Source organism: Paenibacillus polymyxa (genome assembly GCF_001719045.1).
Taxonomy (GTDB): domain Bacteria; phylum Bacillota; class Bacilli; order Paenibacillales; family Paenibacillaceae; genus Paenibacillus; species Paenibacillus polymyxa_B.
In genome coordinates this window covers 3,743,517-3,759,161 of the sequence record NZ_CP015423.1, presented here as the reverse complement: position 1 = coordinate 3,759,161, position 15,645 = coordinate 3,743,517, and the positions used below count along the sequence as shown (strand labels likewise).

Sequence of the window (15,645 nt, the reverse complement as noted above, 5' to 3'; positions counted from 1 at the left end):
TATACAGTGCCCGACATGGAAGGTCATTATCCGACAATTTTTTCCTAAAAAGGTGTATTTCGTTTTCTAATTTGCTGCTATGGTTACATGTTCCTTTAGTGAAGTATCTGCAGGTACCACATGTATATAGGATGTACCTGGCGTTAACGGGATTTCAACCCCATTTTTCATAAAACGAATCGCATCGCCTGGTGTATGCTGCCACTCAGCCTGTATTAACTGTCCTTGTTGAAACACCATGGCCTCTCCACTGCCGTCCAGCTCAACACTTAATCTGCCCACATCATCCAACGTTCGATGTCTAGCGCTCATTACAATAACATTGGCTGCTGAGAGCTGTTGGTTATTATTTTGATCCACATGTGACTTTTCGTTCACAAAACGCTTATATTGTTGATTTGCTGGATCATAGGTATAAGATACCCGATAGCTTTTAAGCAAAAACCGAATTTGCAAAGATGCTACTGTCTCGTCCACCATAACTGGGGTTTCACCGGATTTAAGGTAAGAATATACTGGAACGTCCGTATGCTTGGCATACCCTTTACTATCGCTTCCTTTGCGCAGTCTGTTCACGTCTGTGTATAAATTATGTGGAGGACGACGATCTTTGCTTCGCCAGAAGTAAGCCCCTCCATTTGAAATCTCATCCAGATGTTCCTTCCGCTGCTGCTGTAAAATCGCATAGGCATCTGTGCTTCCCCCTGCGTGTATAGGCAACGCACCATAGGTTTCGCCCAGCTCAATCAAATACGGTCGAATGCTACGGACCGGTCCGATCTTTACATCTCCACCATGACTTTGGAAAAAAGCGACCAGACGGGTAATCCCGCCTTCTGCAAGAACTTCATATACCATGTCTGCCTGGCTAAGTCCTGCCTGTGGACGTGCAGCCGGAGCATTGTTAATCATGACAGCGAGCGGCCGCTCCAAAACAGGCTGCTCCACCGGAAGACCGGTAAGCGGAGCTGTAAATGCCGGAATAGACTGCTCCTTCGGCGGTTCAAGCGCCTCCTTCTCTGTTACTTGCTTGGTCGGTTGGGGAACGGAATCAGATTCACCCGTATTCGACATAGCAGTACAAGACATCAGCGTCATGCATAACAGAGCTGAGGCCATCACACGCAACCAATGATTTCGTTGGGAAATGGGCCCGGACAAGTTCATCCCTCCACTTAGTTATTTTTCTCATTATAAGCTTTATTTCCTGTTTTTGTCTTGATTGAAGCGTAACCACTCTATAGAATACTTATCTAAAGACATTAAAATTTAAAAAATATTCAGACTTTGTGATTTTTATCACAAATAACTGTAACTGAACCTACTACAATAAAGGTGTAGCAAAGATGATCATCCCCAACAAAATGAAATACAACCAACATTATAGATTAAGAAAGAGGAGTGGTTTGAATGTTTAACAGCTGGTTGCGTGAAAACAAAGTCGCAATGTGGTTGCTGACTGTAGTACGGGTTTATCTAGGTTATGAATGGATGACCCACGGACTTGAAAAGCTGACAGGTGGATTCGATGCAGGCGGATTTATCTCGGGGGCCATTGCTAAAACAGGTGGAGACCATCCCGCTGTACAAGGCTGGTGGGGATCGTTCCTGGAAGCCTTTGCCCTGCCGAATGTAGGTTTGTTCAACGTCCTGATCCCATTGGGTGAGTTCTTGGTCGGGGTTGGCCTGCTTCTCGGTACATTGACTACACTGGCTGCTTTGATGGCTATGGTTATGAACTTCTCGTTCCTGTTCTCGGGTACAGTAAGCACCAATGCAATCTACCTGCTGTTTGAAATCTTCCTTGTAGTTGCTGGTGCAAATGCCGGAAGAATTGGCTTTGACCGTTGGGTACTGCCCTTCCTGCGTGGACTGTTTCGTAAAAATAAAGATACCTTTCCAGCGGACCCTAGTCGAAAAATAGCTTAACCATCCCAAAATAACCGTTATCCTCCGGGATAATGGTTATTTTTTTTGCGCTGTTATGCTCACGATACACGTGCCTTCTAATTAATCGAAGACGCAAAATACACAAAAGAACTTCCATTCCCACACACCATGTGGATTCGGAAGTTCTTTTTTTACATTTACGTATCACTTTCTTGACCAAAAGCCCAACAATTGAGACTTAACGAGCCAAGGACATACGATTGAAAAAGCTTACGCGCGGAGCGCTCATGATCCGCAGCCCCCATCGCATAAAACAAAGGTGAAAAATGCTCTATTCCATAAGAAGGTACCGCCTGTTTGGCATATGGAGCCTTCTTGTCATATTGGAATAGGTGACGCAAATTCCAGTCTTGAAGCTGCTGTGCAATCCAGTCATCATATTGAACGGCCCAATCAGCTGGCTCACTCGTCTGCTTGAGTGTCCGCAAGTTGTGGACCAATCCACCGCTACCGATAATCAAAATTCCTTGTTTTCGCAACGGCGCCAGCATCCGCCCAATCTCGTATTGCTCCTGGGGAGCGCGCCGAGAATCAATGGATAAGGGTACGACCGGTATGTCTGCATCAGGATATATATGCCGCAAAACCACCCATGCTCCATGATCCAGTCCTCGGTTCCGAACAGGCTGGTGGAACAGGTTATGCTGACTGAACAGATGCTCTATCTCCTCATACAGCTTGGGATCGCCTGGTGCAGGGTAATCAATTGAGTACATTTCTTCGGGAAAGCCATAGAAATCGTGCAACGCTGCATGCTGATCATCCGCGCCAATACATTGATCGGGGCTATCCCAATGCGCGGAAAAAATGACAATTCCTTTGGGTCGGGGCAGGCTCGCGCCCAGCTTTGCAAGAAAGCTGGTATATGCGTTATTTTCTACAGCCAGTGTCGGTGAACCATGCGCAACAAAAATTGAGGGTAATGTCATCGCTGCCAACCTCCACACGCCAGTATAGTGTTACTCTTCCATTTTACTCCGGCGGAGGCGCAATTTCCAATACAATCCGTTACACACTGAAATCAGATCATCCAGTGCTGCCAATCCCGTTGAATATTTTCCTGTTCATCCAGCCATTCAAGCGTCCGATCAATCAGCCGTTGACGCTCTTTACCTGACGAGAAAGTGTGATCTCCCTGGAAAATAATCTCTTTATCACAGCGTCCCTCTGGACGCATCCAGAATATCTTTTGAAACAGAAATGCATAATCCACAGGAATAATATCATCCGAGGTGCCATGAACAACGAGCACATCTCCGTTAAATTTAACGGCCTCCTGGAACGGCTGAAATTGAGCTAACGACTCAAAATAAGCAGGCGTAAACTTATAGCCCAAATAGTCGGCATGACCAGTTTTAACAGACTCATCGTACACGCTTCGCTCCGTAATTTTGACAATGTCGTTGAACGGATAGCCCACTGCGGACCAAAGAACCAGATTTTGTACTCTCTTGTCCCGTACGGCTGTGAGAAGGGCTACCGCGCCCCCCAGACTGTGACCGATCAGCGTCACCTTGGTCGGGTCAATGTCCGCGCAATTGACAGCGTAATCCAACACGGTACGTGTCTGATTAATCATGGACTCTAACCCCTGCTTGCCATATTCCCCCGTGCTTTCTCCACAACCGGCAAAATCAAAGCGCAGGACAAAGTATCCCCCTTCGGCCAGTTCACGCGCAGTCTTGACGAATAATCGATCTACTCCGATACGATTGCCTACAAAACCGTGACATATAACAACGAGAGGAACCCTTTTCTGACGATCTCCCTCATTTGTACGGTTTGGATAATGAATTGTTGCTGCCAGTTCTTCATGTTCAAAGCGAATTCCAATTTGCCGTTCCATCCTGATTCCCCCTGTTTCAAGCTTCACTACACATTTATGAATTCAAACTCATATCGTAACGTGGAATATCCATCCAGGATATTCATTCACTTTAATTCCGATAAGATTAATAAGATTTTATAATAAAGTCAGTCTATCATCGCCCTGCTTCCTTGTCAACCTGTCAGTTCACATCGTAAAAAAAGTAAACAAATAGCGCTCCCCGATGCGATTCCGGAGAACGCTATACTACATTTATTAGAGTGAATCCACTACATTAAAGTAGACATTCGTTATTCGTAGCTGTTCCTAAACATTTGGTGGGTCTCCGTTCGTCCCTCCCACTCCAGCTTACAAGAGGCGCCGTTATGTTCATCCTCATGCCACAGGCTGCGGTAGTTCTGTGCACCTAGTTCACCCGCAAATTCTGTATCCTCAGCCACTTCGATATCGTCCAGTATACGGTACGTTGGAGATGATCCTTGAACGCTCCGGTGACTCACATTTGTAGACGAGGCCACCCCGCTATTCCCGTTCGAAGCGTTTGCCAGTCGTTTTTGGACTGAATAATCTGCCTGGTTCTCCAGTTTCATGATGCCACACCCCTTAACGTTTATATTCAGGTTGCTCTATGTGCTCACCCTGTATCCAGTTTGAGGAGAATGCAGCGGTAATATACATTTTATAGATAAAGTCTTTTGCCATCCGACGCTTCCTCACGTATACTGTCTTTGTTACGAAATGGCGGTTCCATCAGCCCGGGATACGCTCATAAAGCAGGAGGAAGAAATGAATAAAGCAAAAAATTATACGCTTATTGCATGGATTGCCTTGTCTATGTTTTTCTTGACACAGGCAATTATCGGATGGTTTGTCACCTTTACAGGTGGGGATATCAAACCCTTTGAAAAAATCAGCCTATCCACCCTTATCATCATCGCCGCAGGAGCCATTCTACTCGTTGAAGCTCTGATGAATTTTATGGACCGTCCCGAAGAAGGCGAGGAGACACAACAACCAGACCATGCCCCTGTAAAGCCCCAGATGAATCTTAAATCCATCTTGATGTATGTTGTGTTAGTTGTCGTGATTCTTGTCGCCGGACTGGCGCTGCGCAGTGTACTGCCAGTATTCAGAATCTCACCTTGGGTGAATTTAATTCTCGCCGCCATTGGATTTATTGGACTCAAACCGATTTTTCTGCGTAAAAAACGTTCATAGCCCGCAATTCTCATTATATGGAGCTGCCTCATTTTGGATCGCAGCAGCTCCTTTTCATTTCGATCAGGCAACCGACTTACAGCTGGGGTGTGCGCCAAAAAGCCGTATTCCTGGCCTACAAGAAGCTCCATGGGGGAATACGGCTTGATATACTTTAGAACTTATTTGGAAAATAGTTGTTCTGCATTATCCAGAGCAATTTTATGTCCCATCGCGGAATAGTCCAGCCAAGGTTGTCCGTCCAACATGTAGACATGCCCTTGCTTCACCGCCTTGAGACCTTGCCATACTGTATTTCCTTCCAGCTGCTTGTATACCTTTTGGGCATCCGCGCCTTTACTGATGATAACAAGGATCGCATCAGCATCATAATCCGGTAAAACCTCTTGGGAAACAACCTGATAAGCCTTGTTGATCTTTTCTACACCTTTGGCTGGCTTCAAGCCCAAGTCCTGATACAACAGCGGTCCTACCGGACGCTTCATCCCCATAACACGGACCTCTTTCGCCGTCACACGTACAGCCATAACCGTTCCGTCCCCAATTTTTGAATGAATCAGCTTTTTGACTCGTTCCTTCTGTGTATCATAGTCTTTTAGAAATGCGTCTGCCTGTGCTTCATGTTTGACCATAACGGATATTTTTTTTAATTGATCCTTCCATGTGCCTTCATCCAGATCAAAAACTTCGGTTGGCGCAATTTTTTCAAACTTGGCCACATCGGTTCCCGAATATTTTTTATCCAAGAAAATATGATCAGGTTGAAGCTCCAGTACCGCTTCCATATCCGGGTCTGTGACAACACCTAGCTTACGGGTATTTTGAAGACGATCTTTTACATGGGGCAGAAAATCCTTCACATCTCCGCCAATGACCGAACCAGCCGGAGTAATGCCCAATGCCAGCAGGTTGTTCGTCAAATGAATAGACATCGAAGCAATACGCGAATCCGCACTAATGGTTGTCTGCGCACTGCCAGCCGCTTTCGTATCGGTAGCCTGCTTGTCGGCTGCTTGACCGCAAGCGGACAACATGATCATGCATACAACAAGAGTTGTGACTATCCATGAACGTTTAAAACCTGAACCCTCAAATTTGTGCTTTCTCATGATTACTCTCTCCTATGCCACAGAAACTCTACATTATAATGATCAATATAGAAGGCTTCTACTCAGTTATTAATTTCAGCGGGTTGTATCATTTGTACCATATGATTTCATATGTATCTATTCCTTCTGTCATTTTGTTCGGGACAGCAGGAATAAAAAATACGGAGCCCCTACCACAGCAACCACCACACCTGCGGGAATCGCATTCGGCTGAAACACCGAACGCCCAATCGTATCTGCGGTGACCAGAATGACGACCCCGACCAAACAAGCTACTGGCAGCAAATGCTGGTACATCGGCCCAACCAGACGGCGAGCCAGATGAGGTGCAATCAGCCCAATAAAACCGATGCCTCCGGCCATGGATACGCTGGCACTGGATAGAGCCACGGCTGCGCCCAGCAGTAATAGGCGCTGCCGCTTCACACTTGTGCCGATTCCAGCTGCGGTCTCGTCGCCCAACGACAGGTTGTTCAGACTGCGCGTCTGCGACAGAACGTAGGGCAGTACAATGACAATCCAAGGCAGCAAAGCCGCTGCATGTATCCAATCCCGGCCCCAAACGCTGCCAGCCAACCAACGTGCAGTAAATGCGTACGTATCCTCATCTAGCCGCAACGACCAATACAGCGTTATGGCGCTAAGACCCGAGGCTACACCGATGCCGGACAAAATCAGACGCACGGGCACGATTCCTCTGTTGCGGCTATAGGACAACAAAACAATCAGCACGGCCGCAATGACACCTCCTGCAAAGGTAAACAAGGGGATCAGAACGGCGGCTGATCCGTCCAGATCGCGAAAAAAGCTAACGAACATTACCAGCCCCAACGCTGCCCCTGCGTGAAGTCCCAGAACTCCGGGATCAGCGAGTGCGTTCCGTGACAAGCCTTGCATGACCGCCCCGGCTGCGCCTAGTCCCGCTCCAGCCAGCACCGTTACAACGATACGAGGCAAACGATACTCGAACAGAACAATATGATCACGTCCACTGCCACCGCCAAACAACGTATCCAGCACGCGTAGCGGTGGAATACGAATGGTTCCGGTATTCAAACCCAGAACAATGACAACAAAGCTGATTCCCGCCAATACCAAACAGACGAGCCAAGCCTTTGTCGTTCTTGTATCCCCGGTCCCTAAAGAGCGACTCACTACAAATCCCTCCTTTCCTTACGGGCGAGAAAGAGGAAAAAGGGCACTCCGATAAAAGACACCATAATTCCGATAGCTAGCTCCTCCGGCGGATTCGCCATTCTCGCTCCCAAATCAGCCAGCACCAGCAGCACGGCTCCCAATAACGCAGACAACGGTACAATCTGGCGATAATCCACACCGATCAGCTTGCGAGCAATATGTGGGATAACCAAACCTACAAAGCCGATGGCCCCGGCAGCCGATACGGACAGTCCCGCCAGTACCACCACGGTCAGCAGACCCAAAAGTCGGATACGCCTGAGATTTAACCCAAGGTTTAACGCCACCTCATCGCCCATCGAAATCAGCGAAATGGAACGTGCCAGCCCCATAGACCAGGCGATCACCATAAGTAAAATCGGTGCAAGAATCTCAAGCTGCGACCATTTAATCCCGGCTACACCACCCGCATACCAGAAGGCTAAATCCTGACTTAGATCAAAATAAATCGCAATCCCCGAAGTCATGGAACCTAACAAGGCAGCCGTCACAGCTCCAGACACCGTCAATCTCATAGGTGTCAATCCTCCCGGTGCAGATGCTCCCAGACCAAATACTAGTAAGGTACTCATCAGCGCCCCCAGGAACGACAATACAATTAACGTCCCATAAGGTAGATTGGGGAAAAAGGCAAAACTCACAGCAACTACAAACATCGCTCCTGCGTTAATGCCCAGCACACCTGTATCTCCCAGCGGGTTGCGTGTAATACCCTGAATCAGAGAGCCTGCCACCGCCAGCGCAGCTCCAATAACAGCTGCACCCAGTACACGCGGTAATCTCAGCTCGTGAATGATCTGATGTGTCATTAGCGAACGATCATAGTGAAATACTGCCGACCACACGGTGCTTACGGTCAAGTCCTTGGCTCCGAGAGAAATGGCGGCGAATATGGCCAAAGCCAACAATACTGCCGAAGCTGTGAACAACAACGCCTGCCGAATCCTACCCGCTCGAAGAACTGGAGGTGCTGTTATGACTACTTTAGGAACTTCCCTCTCTGTCAGATCTGTATGTTTGTCCATGCTGTCTTTAGACTGCATTTGGTGAGGTCACTCCCTCCGTACCTGAAAATCATCACATCTTTCATAACGATAATGATAATTATTATCAACTTGATACATAATAGCATGTTTCTATGACATTGCAAGCCAAAAACTGTTCCCCTTAAGGAGGAACAGTTTTTGAATATATCTATATGATTTTACTACACAGGTGACTCCAAACCGTCCTCTCTTTAGTACGTAGGCCAGCCTGCCGAATCCCATTTCAAATCACTAATCAGAAGCTTTGGATTTCCGTCATCGGTGGCATCATAGGCATGACGCGCAATTACACTGTTGTTATAGATAGATTGTCCGCCCGGTCCCTTCCAACGGTCATTCCCTGCATCCAGTACGGTTCCGCCGCCATCCATCAGATTCTTACCGCTCTTGTCTACATAGGGTCCGGTGATATTCTTGGAGCGACCGTAAATGATTTTGTAATTACTATTTACCCCTTGGCAGCAGTTATCAATGGAAGCAAACAGATAGTAATAGCCATCGCGGTATGTAACATGTGGCGCTTCCAAACCACCAGCGGTACGCTTAGCGATAGAATAGATCTGGCCCGTAGGTTTCATCGTATTCTTGTCCAAACGAGTAATTTTCAGACCCGTATTCCATGAACCGAAGGAAAGCCATGGGTTACCGGAAGTGTCAATGACCAAATTCGGGTCAATGGCATTATAATCGTCAGATTGCGTCGTACGCAGCACCAATCCGTCATCTCTCCAGCTTCCCGCTCCTATGCTCGTCGCAGAAGTCAATCCGATGGCCGAAGTGCGGGACCCCATAGTAGAAATGGAGTAGTAAACCCATACTCGTCCATTGTACTTTTGAGCATCCGGTGCCCATACATCATTAGGCTTCTGCTTAGGTACATACGTTTTCCACCATGATAGGGGCGACAGGAATATTTGCGGCAATCTGTAAAAATTGCGTCCGTCGTCCGATCTTTGAACCTGTATCCCCTGCCCTGTGGAGAAAATATACCATGCGTTGCCTTCCTTCGTAATAGACGGATCATGCACTGCCACATCGCCAGTTAACGCCCAATGCTCTGCGGATGCAGATGGCATCACTGACAGCATTAAAGCAGCCGAGGTTACAGCAGCAAACGCCGTTCGGGTCAATTTACTCTGTACTGATTTTTTCCATGCTTCCAACATTCTTACGCACCTCCGAATGAGTATCTTATAATAAAAATCAGGTGACACATCTATTACGTTAGTGTTTATACTTATGAAGTTACCCATATATTAACCTATCATAATCAGTTTTGTAAACGCTTTATTTCAAATAAAAAGAAATTTATAAACTATGCATTATACATAAAACGGAGCCCGTAGGCTCCTTTTTAAATTAACATATTAAATAGATTTTCGTTTTTGTTCAGTTCCGTATATTTAAGCCCCTTGCGGTTCATTCGTTCAATTAAAGGAAGATAGTCTTCCTTGTGGAACAGCTCAATGCCGACCAGAGCTGGTCCATTTTCCTTATCATTCTTTTTCGTATATTCAAACCTAGTAATATCGTCGTCCGGTCCAAGCACATCCTGTAGAAACTCACGCAGTGCCCCGGCTCTTTGCGGGAAATTCACCATAAAATAATGCTTCAGTCCTTCGTAAATTAGGGACCGTTCCTTAATCTCCTGCATACGATCTATATCGTTGTTACCACCGCTGACGATACAGACAACCGTTTTGCCTTGAATTTGCTCGCGATACAAATCAAGTGCTGCAACAGGCAGTGAACCCGCAGGCTCCACAACAATCGCATTTTCATTATACAGTTCCAGAATCGCGGTACATGCTTTGCCTTCCGGTACCTTCACAATATCGTCCAAGGTGTGTTTACAAATATCGTATGTCAGCTGACCCACACGCTTCACCGCAGCTCCGTCAACAAACTTGTCTATTTGATCCAGTGTAACGACCTTGCGCAAACGCATCGCTTCCGTCATCGACGCCGCACCGAGGGGCTCCACGCCAATTACCTTGGTGGACGGACTCACGGTTTTAACATACGTACCTACGCCTGCCGCCAAACCGCCGCCGCCAATCGTTACGAACACATAGTCCATAGGTGTATCTAGGCTCTCCATCACTTCCATCGCAATCGTACCATTGCCCGCAATAATTTTCGGCTGATCGAACGGATGGATGAAGGTCATTGCCTGCTCGCTGCACACCTTCATGGCCTCATCATAAGCATCGTCAAACGTGTCTCCGGTCAGAATGACCTCTACACTGTTACCGCCAAAGCGACGAACCTGCTTCACCTTCTGATTAGGCGTTGTACTCGGCATAAATATTTTACCGTGGATACCAAGTGCGTTACATGAAAAAGCCACACCTTGCGCATGATTCCCCGCACTCGCACACACGATGCCTTTTTCCATTTGCTCAGGAGTCAAGCTGCGGATCATGTTGTAAGCTCCACGGATTTTAAAGGACCGCACGACTTGGAGATCCTCTCTTTTCAGATACACATTACAGTTATATTTGGCCGATAGGACGGCATCCCTCTGTAAAGGTGTACGTACAATCACCTCACGCAGCATATGATGCGCTCGTACAATATCCTCCATGCCAACGGCTGACGCCATGGCCGGGTCAGTTTTCTGGGTTTCTGTTGGTTCCATAGGTTCTCCACGCTCCGCCTGAATATTTCTGTATTTGAAATCTTTCAAATATCATACCACGTTTACCCATAGCTTGTGCAGATGATCGTCATGAAAATGAGAATGAAAATCAATCGAATCTAAAAAAAAGGCAGACCGGGACAATGCCCGATCAGCCTTTTCTGACGTTGCACATTTCTTGTACTCCATTGCTCTATTTAATACCTTTCCGATTATCCTTTTACTCCACCTGCCGTCATCCCTTCAATAAAGTAACGCTGGAAGAACAGGAACACGACGAGAATCGGTAAAATAGCCAAAACGGACCCCGCGATCAGCACATCATAATTGTTGCCATATGGCGTCAGCAGACTGGACAGTCCAATTGGCAGTGTCAGCATGTCGTTGGTACGCAATACAATCATCGGCCAGAGGAAGTTATTCCAACTGTTCATCGCCTGCAAAATAGCCATTGCCGCAAATGCAGGCGCCATCAGAGGCATCATAATCCGTACGAAAATGCCATATTCTGAACAGCCGTCAACCCGCGCAGCATCCATGAAGTCCTTGGGAACACCACTCAAATATTGACGGAAGAAAAAGATCGGGATCGGCGCAACGACAAATGGTAGAATTACACCCCATACCGTATTGATCAGCTTCATGCCGATCATTAGCTTGTAGAGCGGCAGCATGATAATTTCTACCGGGATCATCATCACGACCAGCACCAGTGTGAAAATCACATTTTTCAATCTAAAACGGTACATCTCCAGACCATAGCCTACCATCGCGGACAATATCAGACATAACACCGTAAACAAGACGGTAATGACAATACTGTTCCAGTACCATTGAAAATAATCCGTCGTCCCCTGAAAGATGAACGCATAGTTTTTCAGGGACATGATGTCCCACTCCAGCTTAAGATTCAATCCGTAGCGCAATAGCTCCGTCGATGGCTTGAACGAGGCAAGCGTCACAGCAAATAGCGGAAACAGGGCAAATCCGGCAAATAGAATAAACAGGACAACGAGCAATGCGGATAACGAGCCTTTTTGTTTCTGAGCCATCGCTTAATCCTCCTTCCGGAACATGCCGAAAAATTTGAGCTGGATCAGGTTCAGCACTAGTGTAAATACGAGCAATACAATGCCCACCGCAGCTCCGAAGCCCATACTGTTCTGCTCTAGACCTTGGCGATAGAGATAGCCAACAATTGTTAAACCAATATCGTTCGGAGAGTTATTTCCGTTCCACAACATGTAGCTCTCCGTAAACATAGACAAACCCGCATAAATGCTAATCGTAAATACGTAGATCGTTACTGGTTTCAGCATAGGAATCGTAATCCGCCAAAATGAATCGAAACGACTGGCTCCATCAATCTGCGCAGCCTCATACAACTCAGGAGGAATGTTCTGGAGTCCCGACATGTAGTACAACATATTTACGCCCAACCATCTCCACAAGGCCAGCACAATCAACGCTAAAAAGCCGGTGTTCGCATTCATTAGCCATTTGTAAGGCTCCAGACCGAATACCCCCAACAGGGAGTTCATCAGCGAACCATCCAATTCCCCGAACATGAGGCGGAAGATCGTTCCTGCTACCACCACCGAGGTTAGTGCAGGTATAAACATCACGGAGCGAAACAACCCTCTGCCCGGCATTTTAGGCGAATTCAGCAATACTGCCAATACCAGCGGCAGAGGAATCAGCACGACTAGTGTAAGCAGCGTATACAGGACGCTATTCAATATCGCCTTTCCAAACGTAGGATTGATTAAGTCCTTATAATTTTCCAGTCCAACATAAGTTGTTATCCCTGGCAGGACTTCCTGAAAGCTCATAATGACCGTCGAGATGACTGGATAGGCAAAAAATAGCGCAAAGGACAGTAAAAATGGAAGGACAAACACATACGGTGCCGTACGGCTGGAATGAATAAAGCGACTCCATCGGCTTCTGGTCGGACGCTGAGGTTGTGGCGGCTGACCTGTCGGTACATTAGCGTTCGTATGAACGGGCGTTGCCATGAATCTCACTCCCTTTCCTGTTGGGGTCTATCTCAGTTCATCTGCCAGCTCATGTAGCACCGTGGCTGGATCTTCGCCATTCTGTAGTGTCCGATAAAGTATTTTATTGCGCACAGCACTGGCAATATCAGGTGTTTTCGGTCCGATATGCACCGCATTGATTTCATCTTTGACTTCGATGAGCGTGTCAAAAATATTCGTTCCGAAATACTCCGTAAATTTATTCTTGGCTTTGGCTTCCGGCATGGTCCACACTTCACTGCGGATGGGATCAAAACCAAGCTGCTTCCAGATCTCCACATTCCCTTGCTTGGATAGCTTGGCAAAGGCTAGAAAGCGCATCGCCAGATCTTGGTGCTCTGATTGGTTCGTGACTACTGTTCCGGTTCCGCCCATACCCGCTGAGCGAAAACCGCCTTTTTCCCACGCTGGCATGGGTCTGATGATGATTTTCCCTTTCAGGTCAGGCATGTAATCCGTAAAACGTCCCATATACCACATCGGCATCCATACCGAAGCGGCCCCACCTTTGTTCATAAACCCGTAGTATTCCTCCATGTGGTGCCCGCCGCCTGGTGCGGGAATAGCGATTTTGTCTTTTACCATCTGCTGAAGAAACTCGAGTGTTTTAATATTCGTTTCGTTATCCAGCGTTAACTCGCCCTTGTCATCCAGAAAATCCGAATTCTGCTGGGAGATCATCGGCCAATAGTTCCACAGGTCATTCGTTTCCAGGGTCGCCATCGGCTTGCCTGTTTTCGCCAGCACTTGCTTGCCTGCAGCAGCATAGTCTGCCCAGGTGACGATGGAATCCGGGTCTACCCCCGCCTGATCCAAAATTTCTTTATTGTAATACATCACTTCGGCCCCGACATGGAAATCAATACCGTAATACTTCCCGTCTTTACCGTAAATCTGTACTCTGGAAGGCACAATGTTTTTGATCTCTGGGTCAATCACCGGATTGAGTGGGACCAGTTGCGGTATCCCTTTGAGGAAATTACCGATCTTGTTCACCTCGATATCCGCGATATCCGGCGCTCCCACCCCTGATTGCAGCGCAATCGACAGCTTGCTGTGGTGGTTGTCATAGGGGAATGTATTCGCTTTCAAATTAATCAGTTCATCAGGGTGCTGTTGGTTCCATTGGTCAGCCATTTGCAGAAAAAACTTCTCATGCAGTTCATTGAACGTCCATAATACAAGTTCTGTTCCCGGCCCATCCTTTTCATCGGTCTTGAAAGAACAGCCTTGCAGCAGTCCAGCCATCAAAACCACCGCCATAAGCATCAAAGCCATGCTTTTTCTTTGCAGCAGCATATCCTTCCCCCTTCGCATGATGAAATCCTAATTCATAAATGATTGCGCTTTCTTTTATTATTTAACATCAATACAAATTAGTTTACAACAACATTATTTATAAAATATTTATTTTCAATGCAGATTAGCGTCCCCCTTGCATTATAGGGGGAAAATGAATTGTATGAGGCTATGATGATTTTTGCATAAAAAAACGACCCAATTCCAATTGAAACTCGGAATTGGGTCGCGCTTTTTAAATTATTCTTGCGAATGTGCTGCTTCGTCCTTCACTTCTTCCCGAAATGATCTAATACTTTCTTTACGACGATTATTTTTTTCTTCGATCTGCTTACGCTCCTCGTTGCTGATTTCAGAGGAAAATTCGTTTAGATATCCTTCAGCTTCATGCAGGTTCTGCTGTGTGTTCTGAATACTTTGTTGCAAATGTTCAACATTGTCGGCTCGATTATCTGGTTTTGCCATTCGTTTGTCGCCTCCTAATAATGGGGTCGCTCAGTAGAGCGCTAATCCGTAGCTTGATCGCTATCGGATCATTTTATGCATTAAAATGCTCCCCAAACCACTTTCCTGCGGCTTCGGCTTCAGTCCGCGTCAATTGATGACCATTGCGTTCCCAATATGCTTCCACCTGCGCTCCGGCCCCTTCCAATAATGCTTGCAGCTCCTGAGATTCCGAAATCGGAACAATGGGATCATTCTCACCGGAAGATAAAAATACAGGGATACCATTCAAAGCGGGCAAATCCAGCCCACGCAACGGCACCATTGCATGGTGTAAAATAGCTCCACGTAACGCTTTTGCATCGTGAAAGAGCATGCTGGCGGCTATGTTTGCACCATTGGAATAGCCAAGAGCCACCACGTTATTACGATCAAAATCGTATTGCTCTGCAGCTGTGTCCACAAATTCGCTCAATTCTTTGGTGCGAAATACGAGATCCTCAATGTCGAACACTCCTTCTGCCAAACGGCGAAAGAAACGCGGCATCCCATTTTCCAGCACATTTCCTCTCACGCCTAATACAGAAGCTCCCGGTGCTACCATCTCAGCCAAAGGTATCAGGTCTTGTTCGTTCCCGCCTGTACCATGCAACAGCAAAATAACTGGGGCTTGCGGATGAGTTCCTTTACGAAATACGTGTTTCATTTATATTTCCTCCTCAATTTTCTTTAAATTAAGATTCTTATTTTTATTATAAATTAATTATAGCCAACTTCGCTGCCTTTTACAAACCTAATGAGTCTGATCTAAATCTTTTTTCTAAAATGATGACTTGTTCCATTGACATGTAGTATAGCTCTATTTTACTATGAT

Annotated in this window: 16 protein-coding genes; 2 read left to right on the top strand and 14 right to left on the bottom strand. The window is 46.6% G+C overall.

Features of this window, described 5'->3' with window-relative positions:
* Window positions 1-66 precede the first annotated feature (66 nt).
* On the bottom strand, window positions 67-1,161 hold the full coding sequence (locus tag AOU00_RS16810; RefSeq protein ID WP_069291134.1) for a DUF3048 domain-containing protein: 1,095 nt from the start codon (window positions 1,159-1,161) through the stop codon (window positions 67-69).
* 249 nt (window positions 1,162-1,410) lie between these two features.
* Between AOU00_RS16810 and AOU00_RS16805 the strand changes: the two genes are divergently transcribed.
* Complete coding sequence (locus tag AOU00_RS16805; protein WP_023987083.1) at window positions 1,411-1,929, top strand: DoxX family membrane protein; 519 nt, start codon at window positions 1,411-1,413, stop codon at window positions 1,927-1,929.
* Window positions 1,930-2,087: 158 nt separating this feature from the next.
* Here AOU00_RS16805 and AOU00_RS16800 read toward each other — a convergent pair whose 3' ends face one another.
* The 3 genes from AOU00_RS16800 to AOU00_RS16790 all read right to left on the bottom strand — a co-directional run bounded on the left by AOU00_RS16800 (window position 2,088) and on the right by AOU00_RS16790 (window position 4,368).
* The gene (locus tag AOU00_RS16800; protein WP_061830852.1) at window positions 2,088-2,879 is read right to left on the bottom strand and encodes a dioxygenase family protein; all 792 of its coding nucleotides are present in this window, start codon (window positions 2,877-2,879) and stop codon (window positions 2,088-2,090) included.
* A 92-nt stretch (window positions 2,880-2,971) separates the two neighbouring features.
* Window positions 2,972-3,796 carry an alpha/beta hydrolase gene (locus AOU00_RS16795; protein WP_061830854.1) on the bottom strand — a complete coding sequence of 275 codons (825 nt, stop codon included), beginning with the start codon at window positions 3,794-3,796 and terminating at the stop codon, window positions 2,972-2,974.
* 272 nt (window positions 3,797-4,068) lie between these two features.
* Entirely contained in the window at window positions 4,069-4,368 is a 300-nt protein-coding gene (locus tag AOU00_RS16790) for a hypothetical protein (RefSeq protein ID WP_013308832.1), read from the bottom strand.
* Window positions 4,369-4,564: 196 nt separating this feature from the next.
* Between AOU00_RS16790 and AOU00_RS16785 the strand changes: the two genes are divergently transcribed.
* Window positions 4,565-4,996: a hypothetical protein gene (locus AOU00_RS16785; RefSeq protein WP_013308831.1), complete on the top strand. Its 432-nt coding sequence runs from the start codon at window positions 4,565-4,567 to the stop codon at window positions 4,994-4,996.
* Between the two features lie 161 nt (window positions 4,997-5,157).
* Here AOU00_RS16785 and AOU00_RS16780 read toward each other — a convergent pair whose 3' ends face one another.
* The 10 genes from AOU00_RS16780 to AOU00_RS16735 all read right to left on the bottom strand — a co-directional run bounded on the left by AOU00_RS16780 (window position 5,158) and on the right by AOU00_RS16735 (window position 15,477).
* On the bottom strand, window positions 5,158-6,105 hold the full coding sequence (locus AOU00_RS16780) for an ABC transporter substrate-binding protein (RefSeq protein WP_061830855.1): 948 nt from the start codon (window positions 6,103-6,105) through the stop codon (window positions 5,158-5,160).
* A 129-nt stretch (window positions 6,106-6,234) separates the two neighbouring features.
* A complete protein-coding gene (locus AOU00_RS16775) occupies window positions 6,235-7,260 on the bottom strand; it encodes a FecCD family ABC transporter permease (RefSeq protein ID WP_069291133.1) in 1,026 nt (341 codons plus the stop codon).
* A complete protein-coding gene (locus tag AOU00_RS16770; protein ID WP_420488441.1) occupies window positions 7,260-8,279 on the bottom strand; it encodes a FecCD family ABC transporter permease in 1,020 nt (339 codons plus the stop codon). The genes AOU00_RS16775 and AOU00_RS16770 overlap by 1 nt, the downstream gene beginning before the upstream one ends.
* A 260-nt stretch (window positions 8,280-8,539) precedes the next feature.
* Window positions 8,540-9,514 (bottom strand): arabinan endo-1,5-alpha-L-arabinosidase AbnA, encoded by a 975-nt coding sequence (locus AOU00_RS16765; RefSeq protein ID WP_069291131.1) that lies wholly within the window; start codon window positions 9,512-9,514, stop codon window positions 8,540-8,542.
* A gap of 188 nt (window positions 9,515-9,702) precedes the next feature.
* Entirely contained in the window at window positions 9,703-10,989 is a 1,287-nt protein-coding gene (gene ilvA, locus AOU00_RS16760) for a threonine ammonia-lyase IlvA (RefSeq protein ID WP_061830889.1), read from the bottom strand.
* A gap of 212 nt (window positions 10,990-11,201) precedes the next feature.
* Window positions 11,202-12,041, bottom strand: coding sequence for a carbohydrate ABC transporter permease (locus tag AOU00_RS16755; protein ID WP_029517136.1), 840 nt, complete (start codon window positions 12,039-12,041; stop codon window positions 11,202-11,204).
* A 3-nt stretch (window positions 12,042-12,044) separates the two neighbouring features.
* Window positions 12,045-13,007: a carbohydrate ABC transporter permease gene (locus AOU00_RS16750; RefSeq protein ID WP_023987071.1), complete on the bottom strand. Its 963-nt coding sequence runs from the start codon at window positions 13,005-13,007 to the stop codon at window positions 12,045-12,047.
* Between the two features lie 27 nt (window positions 13,008-13,034).
* A complete protein-coding gene (locus AOU00_RS16745; RefSeq protein WP_061830863.1) occupies window positions 13,035-14,327 on the bottom strand; it encodes an ABC transporter substrate-binding protein in 1,293 nt (430 codons plus the stop codon).
* A 240-nt stretch (window positions 14,328-14,567) separates the two neighbouring features.
* Window positions 14,568-14,792 (bottom strand): small acid-soluble spore protein Tlp, encoded by a 225-nt coding sequence (gene tlp, locus AOU00_RS16740; RefSeq protein ID WP_013308822.1) that lies wholly within the window; start codon window positions 14,790-14,792, stop codon window positions 14,568-14,570.
* Between the two features lie 73 nt (window positions 14,793-14,865).
* Window positions 14,866-15,477, bottom strand: a complete 612-nt coding sequence (locus tag AOU00_RS16735; protein ID WP_061830865.1) for an alpha/beta hydrolase — start codon at window positions 15,475-15,477, stop codon at window positions 14,866-14,868.
* Window positions 15,478-15,645 lie beyond the last annotated feature (168 nt).

Coding starts and splice junctions, on each gene's coding strand:
- tlp (WP_013308822.1), bottom strand. CDS start 14,792: ATGGCAAAACCAGATAATCGAGCCGACAATGTTGAACATTTGCAACAA.
- AOU00_RS16745 (WP_061830863.1), bottom strand. CDS start 14,327: ATGCTGCTGCAAAGAAAAAGCATGGCTTTGATGCTTATGGCGGTGGTT.
- AOU00_RS16750 (WP_023987071.1), bottom strand. CDS start 13,007: ATGGCAACGCCCGTTCATACGAACGCTAATGTACCGACAGGTCAGCCG.
- AOU00_RS16790 (WP_013308832.1), bottom strand. CDS start 4,368: ATGAAACTGGAGAACCAGGCAGATTATTCAGTCCAAAAACGACTGGCA.
- AOU00_RS16805 (WP_023987083.1), top strand. CDS start 1,411: ATGTTTAACAGCTGGTTGCGTGAAAACAAAGTCGCAATGTGGTTGCTG.
- AOU00_RS16795 (WP_061830854.1), bottom strand. CDS start 3,796: ATGGAACGGCAAATTGGAATTCGCTTTGAACATGAAGAACTGGCAGCA.
- AOU00_RS16765 (WP_069291131.1), bottom strand. CDS start 9,514: ATGTTGGAAGCATGGAAAAAATCAGTACAGAGTAAATTGACCCGAACG.
- AOU00_RS16735 (WP_061830865.1), bottom strand. CDS start 15,477: ATGAAACACGTATTTCGTAAAGGAACTCATCCGCAAGCCCCAGTTATT.
- AOU00_RS16785 (WP_013308831.1), top strand. CDS start 4,565: ATGAATAAAGCAAAAAATTATACGCTTATTGCATGGATTGCCTTGTCT.
- ilvA (WP_061830889.1), bottom strand. CDS start 10,989: ATGGAACCAACAGAAACCCAGAAAACTGACCCGGCCATGGCGTCAGCC.
- AOU00_RS16780 (WP_061830855.1), bottom strand. CDS start 6,105: ATGAGAAAGCACAAATTTGAGGGTTCAGGTTTTAAACGTTCATGGATA.
- AOU00_RS16755 (WP_029517136.1), bottom strand. CDS start 12,041: ATGGCTCAGAAACAAAAAGGCTCGTTATCCGCATTGCTCGTTGTCCTG.
- AOU00_RS16800 (WP_061830852.1), bottom strand. CDS start 2,879: ATGACATTACCCTCAATTTTTGTTGCGCATGGTTCACCGACACTGGCT.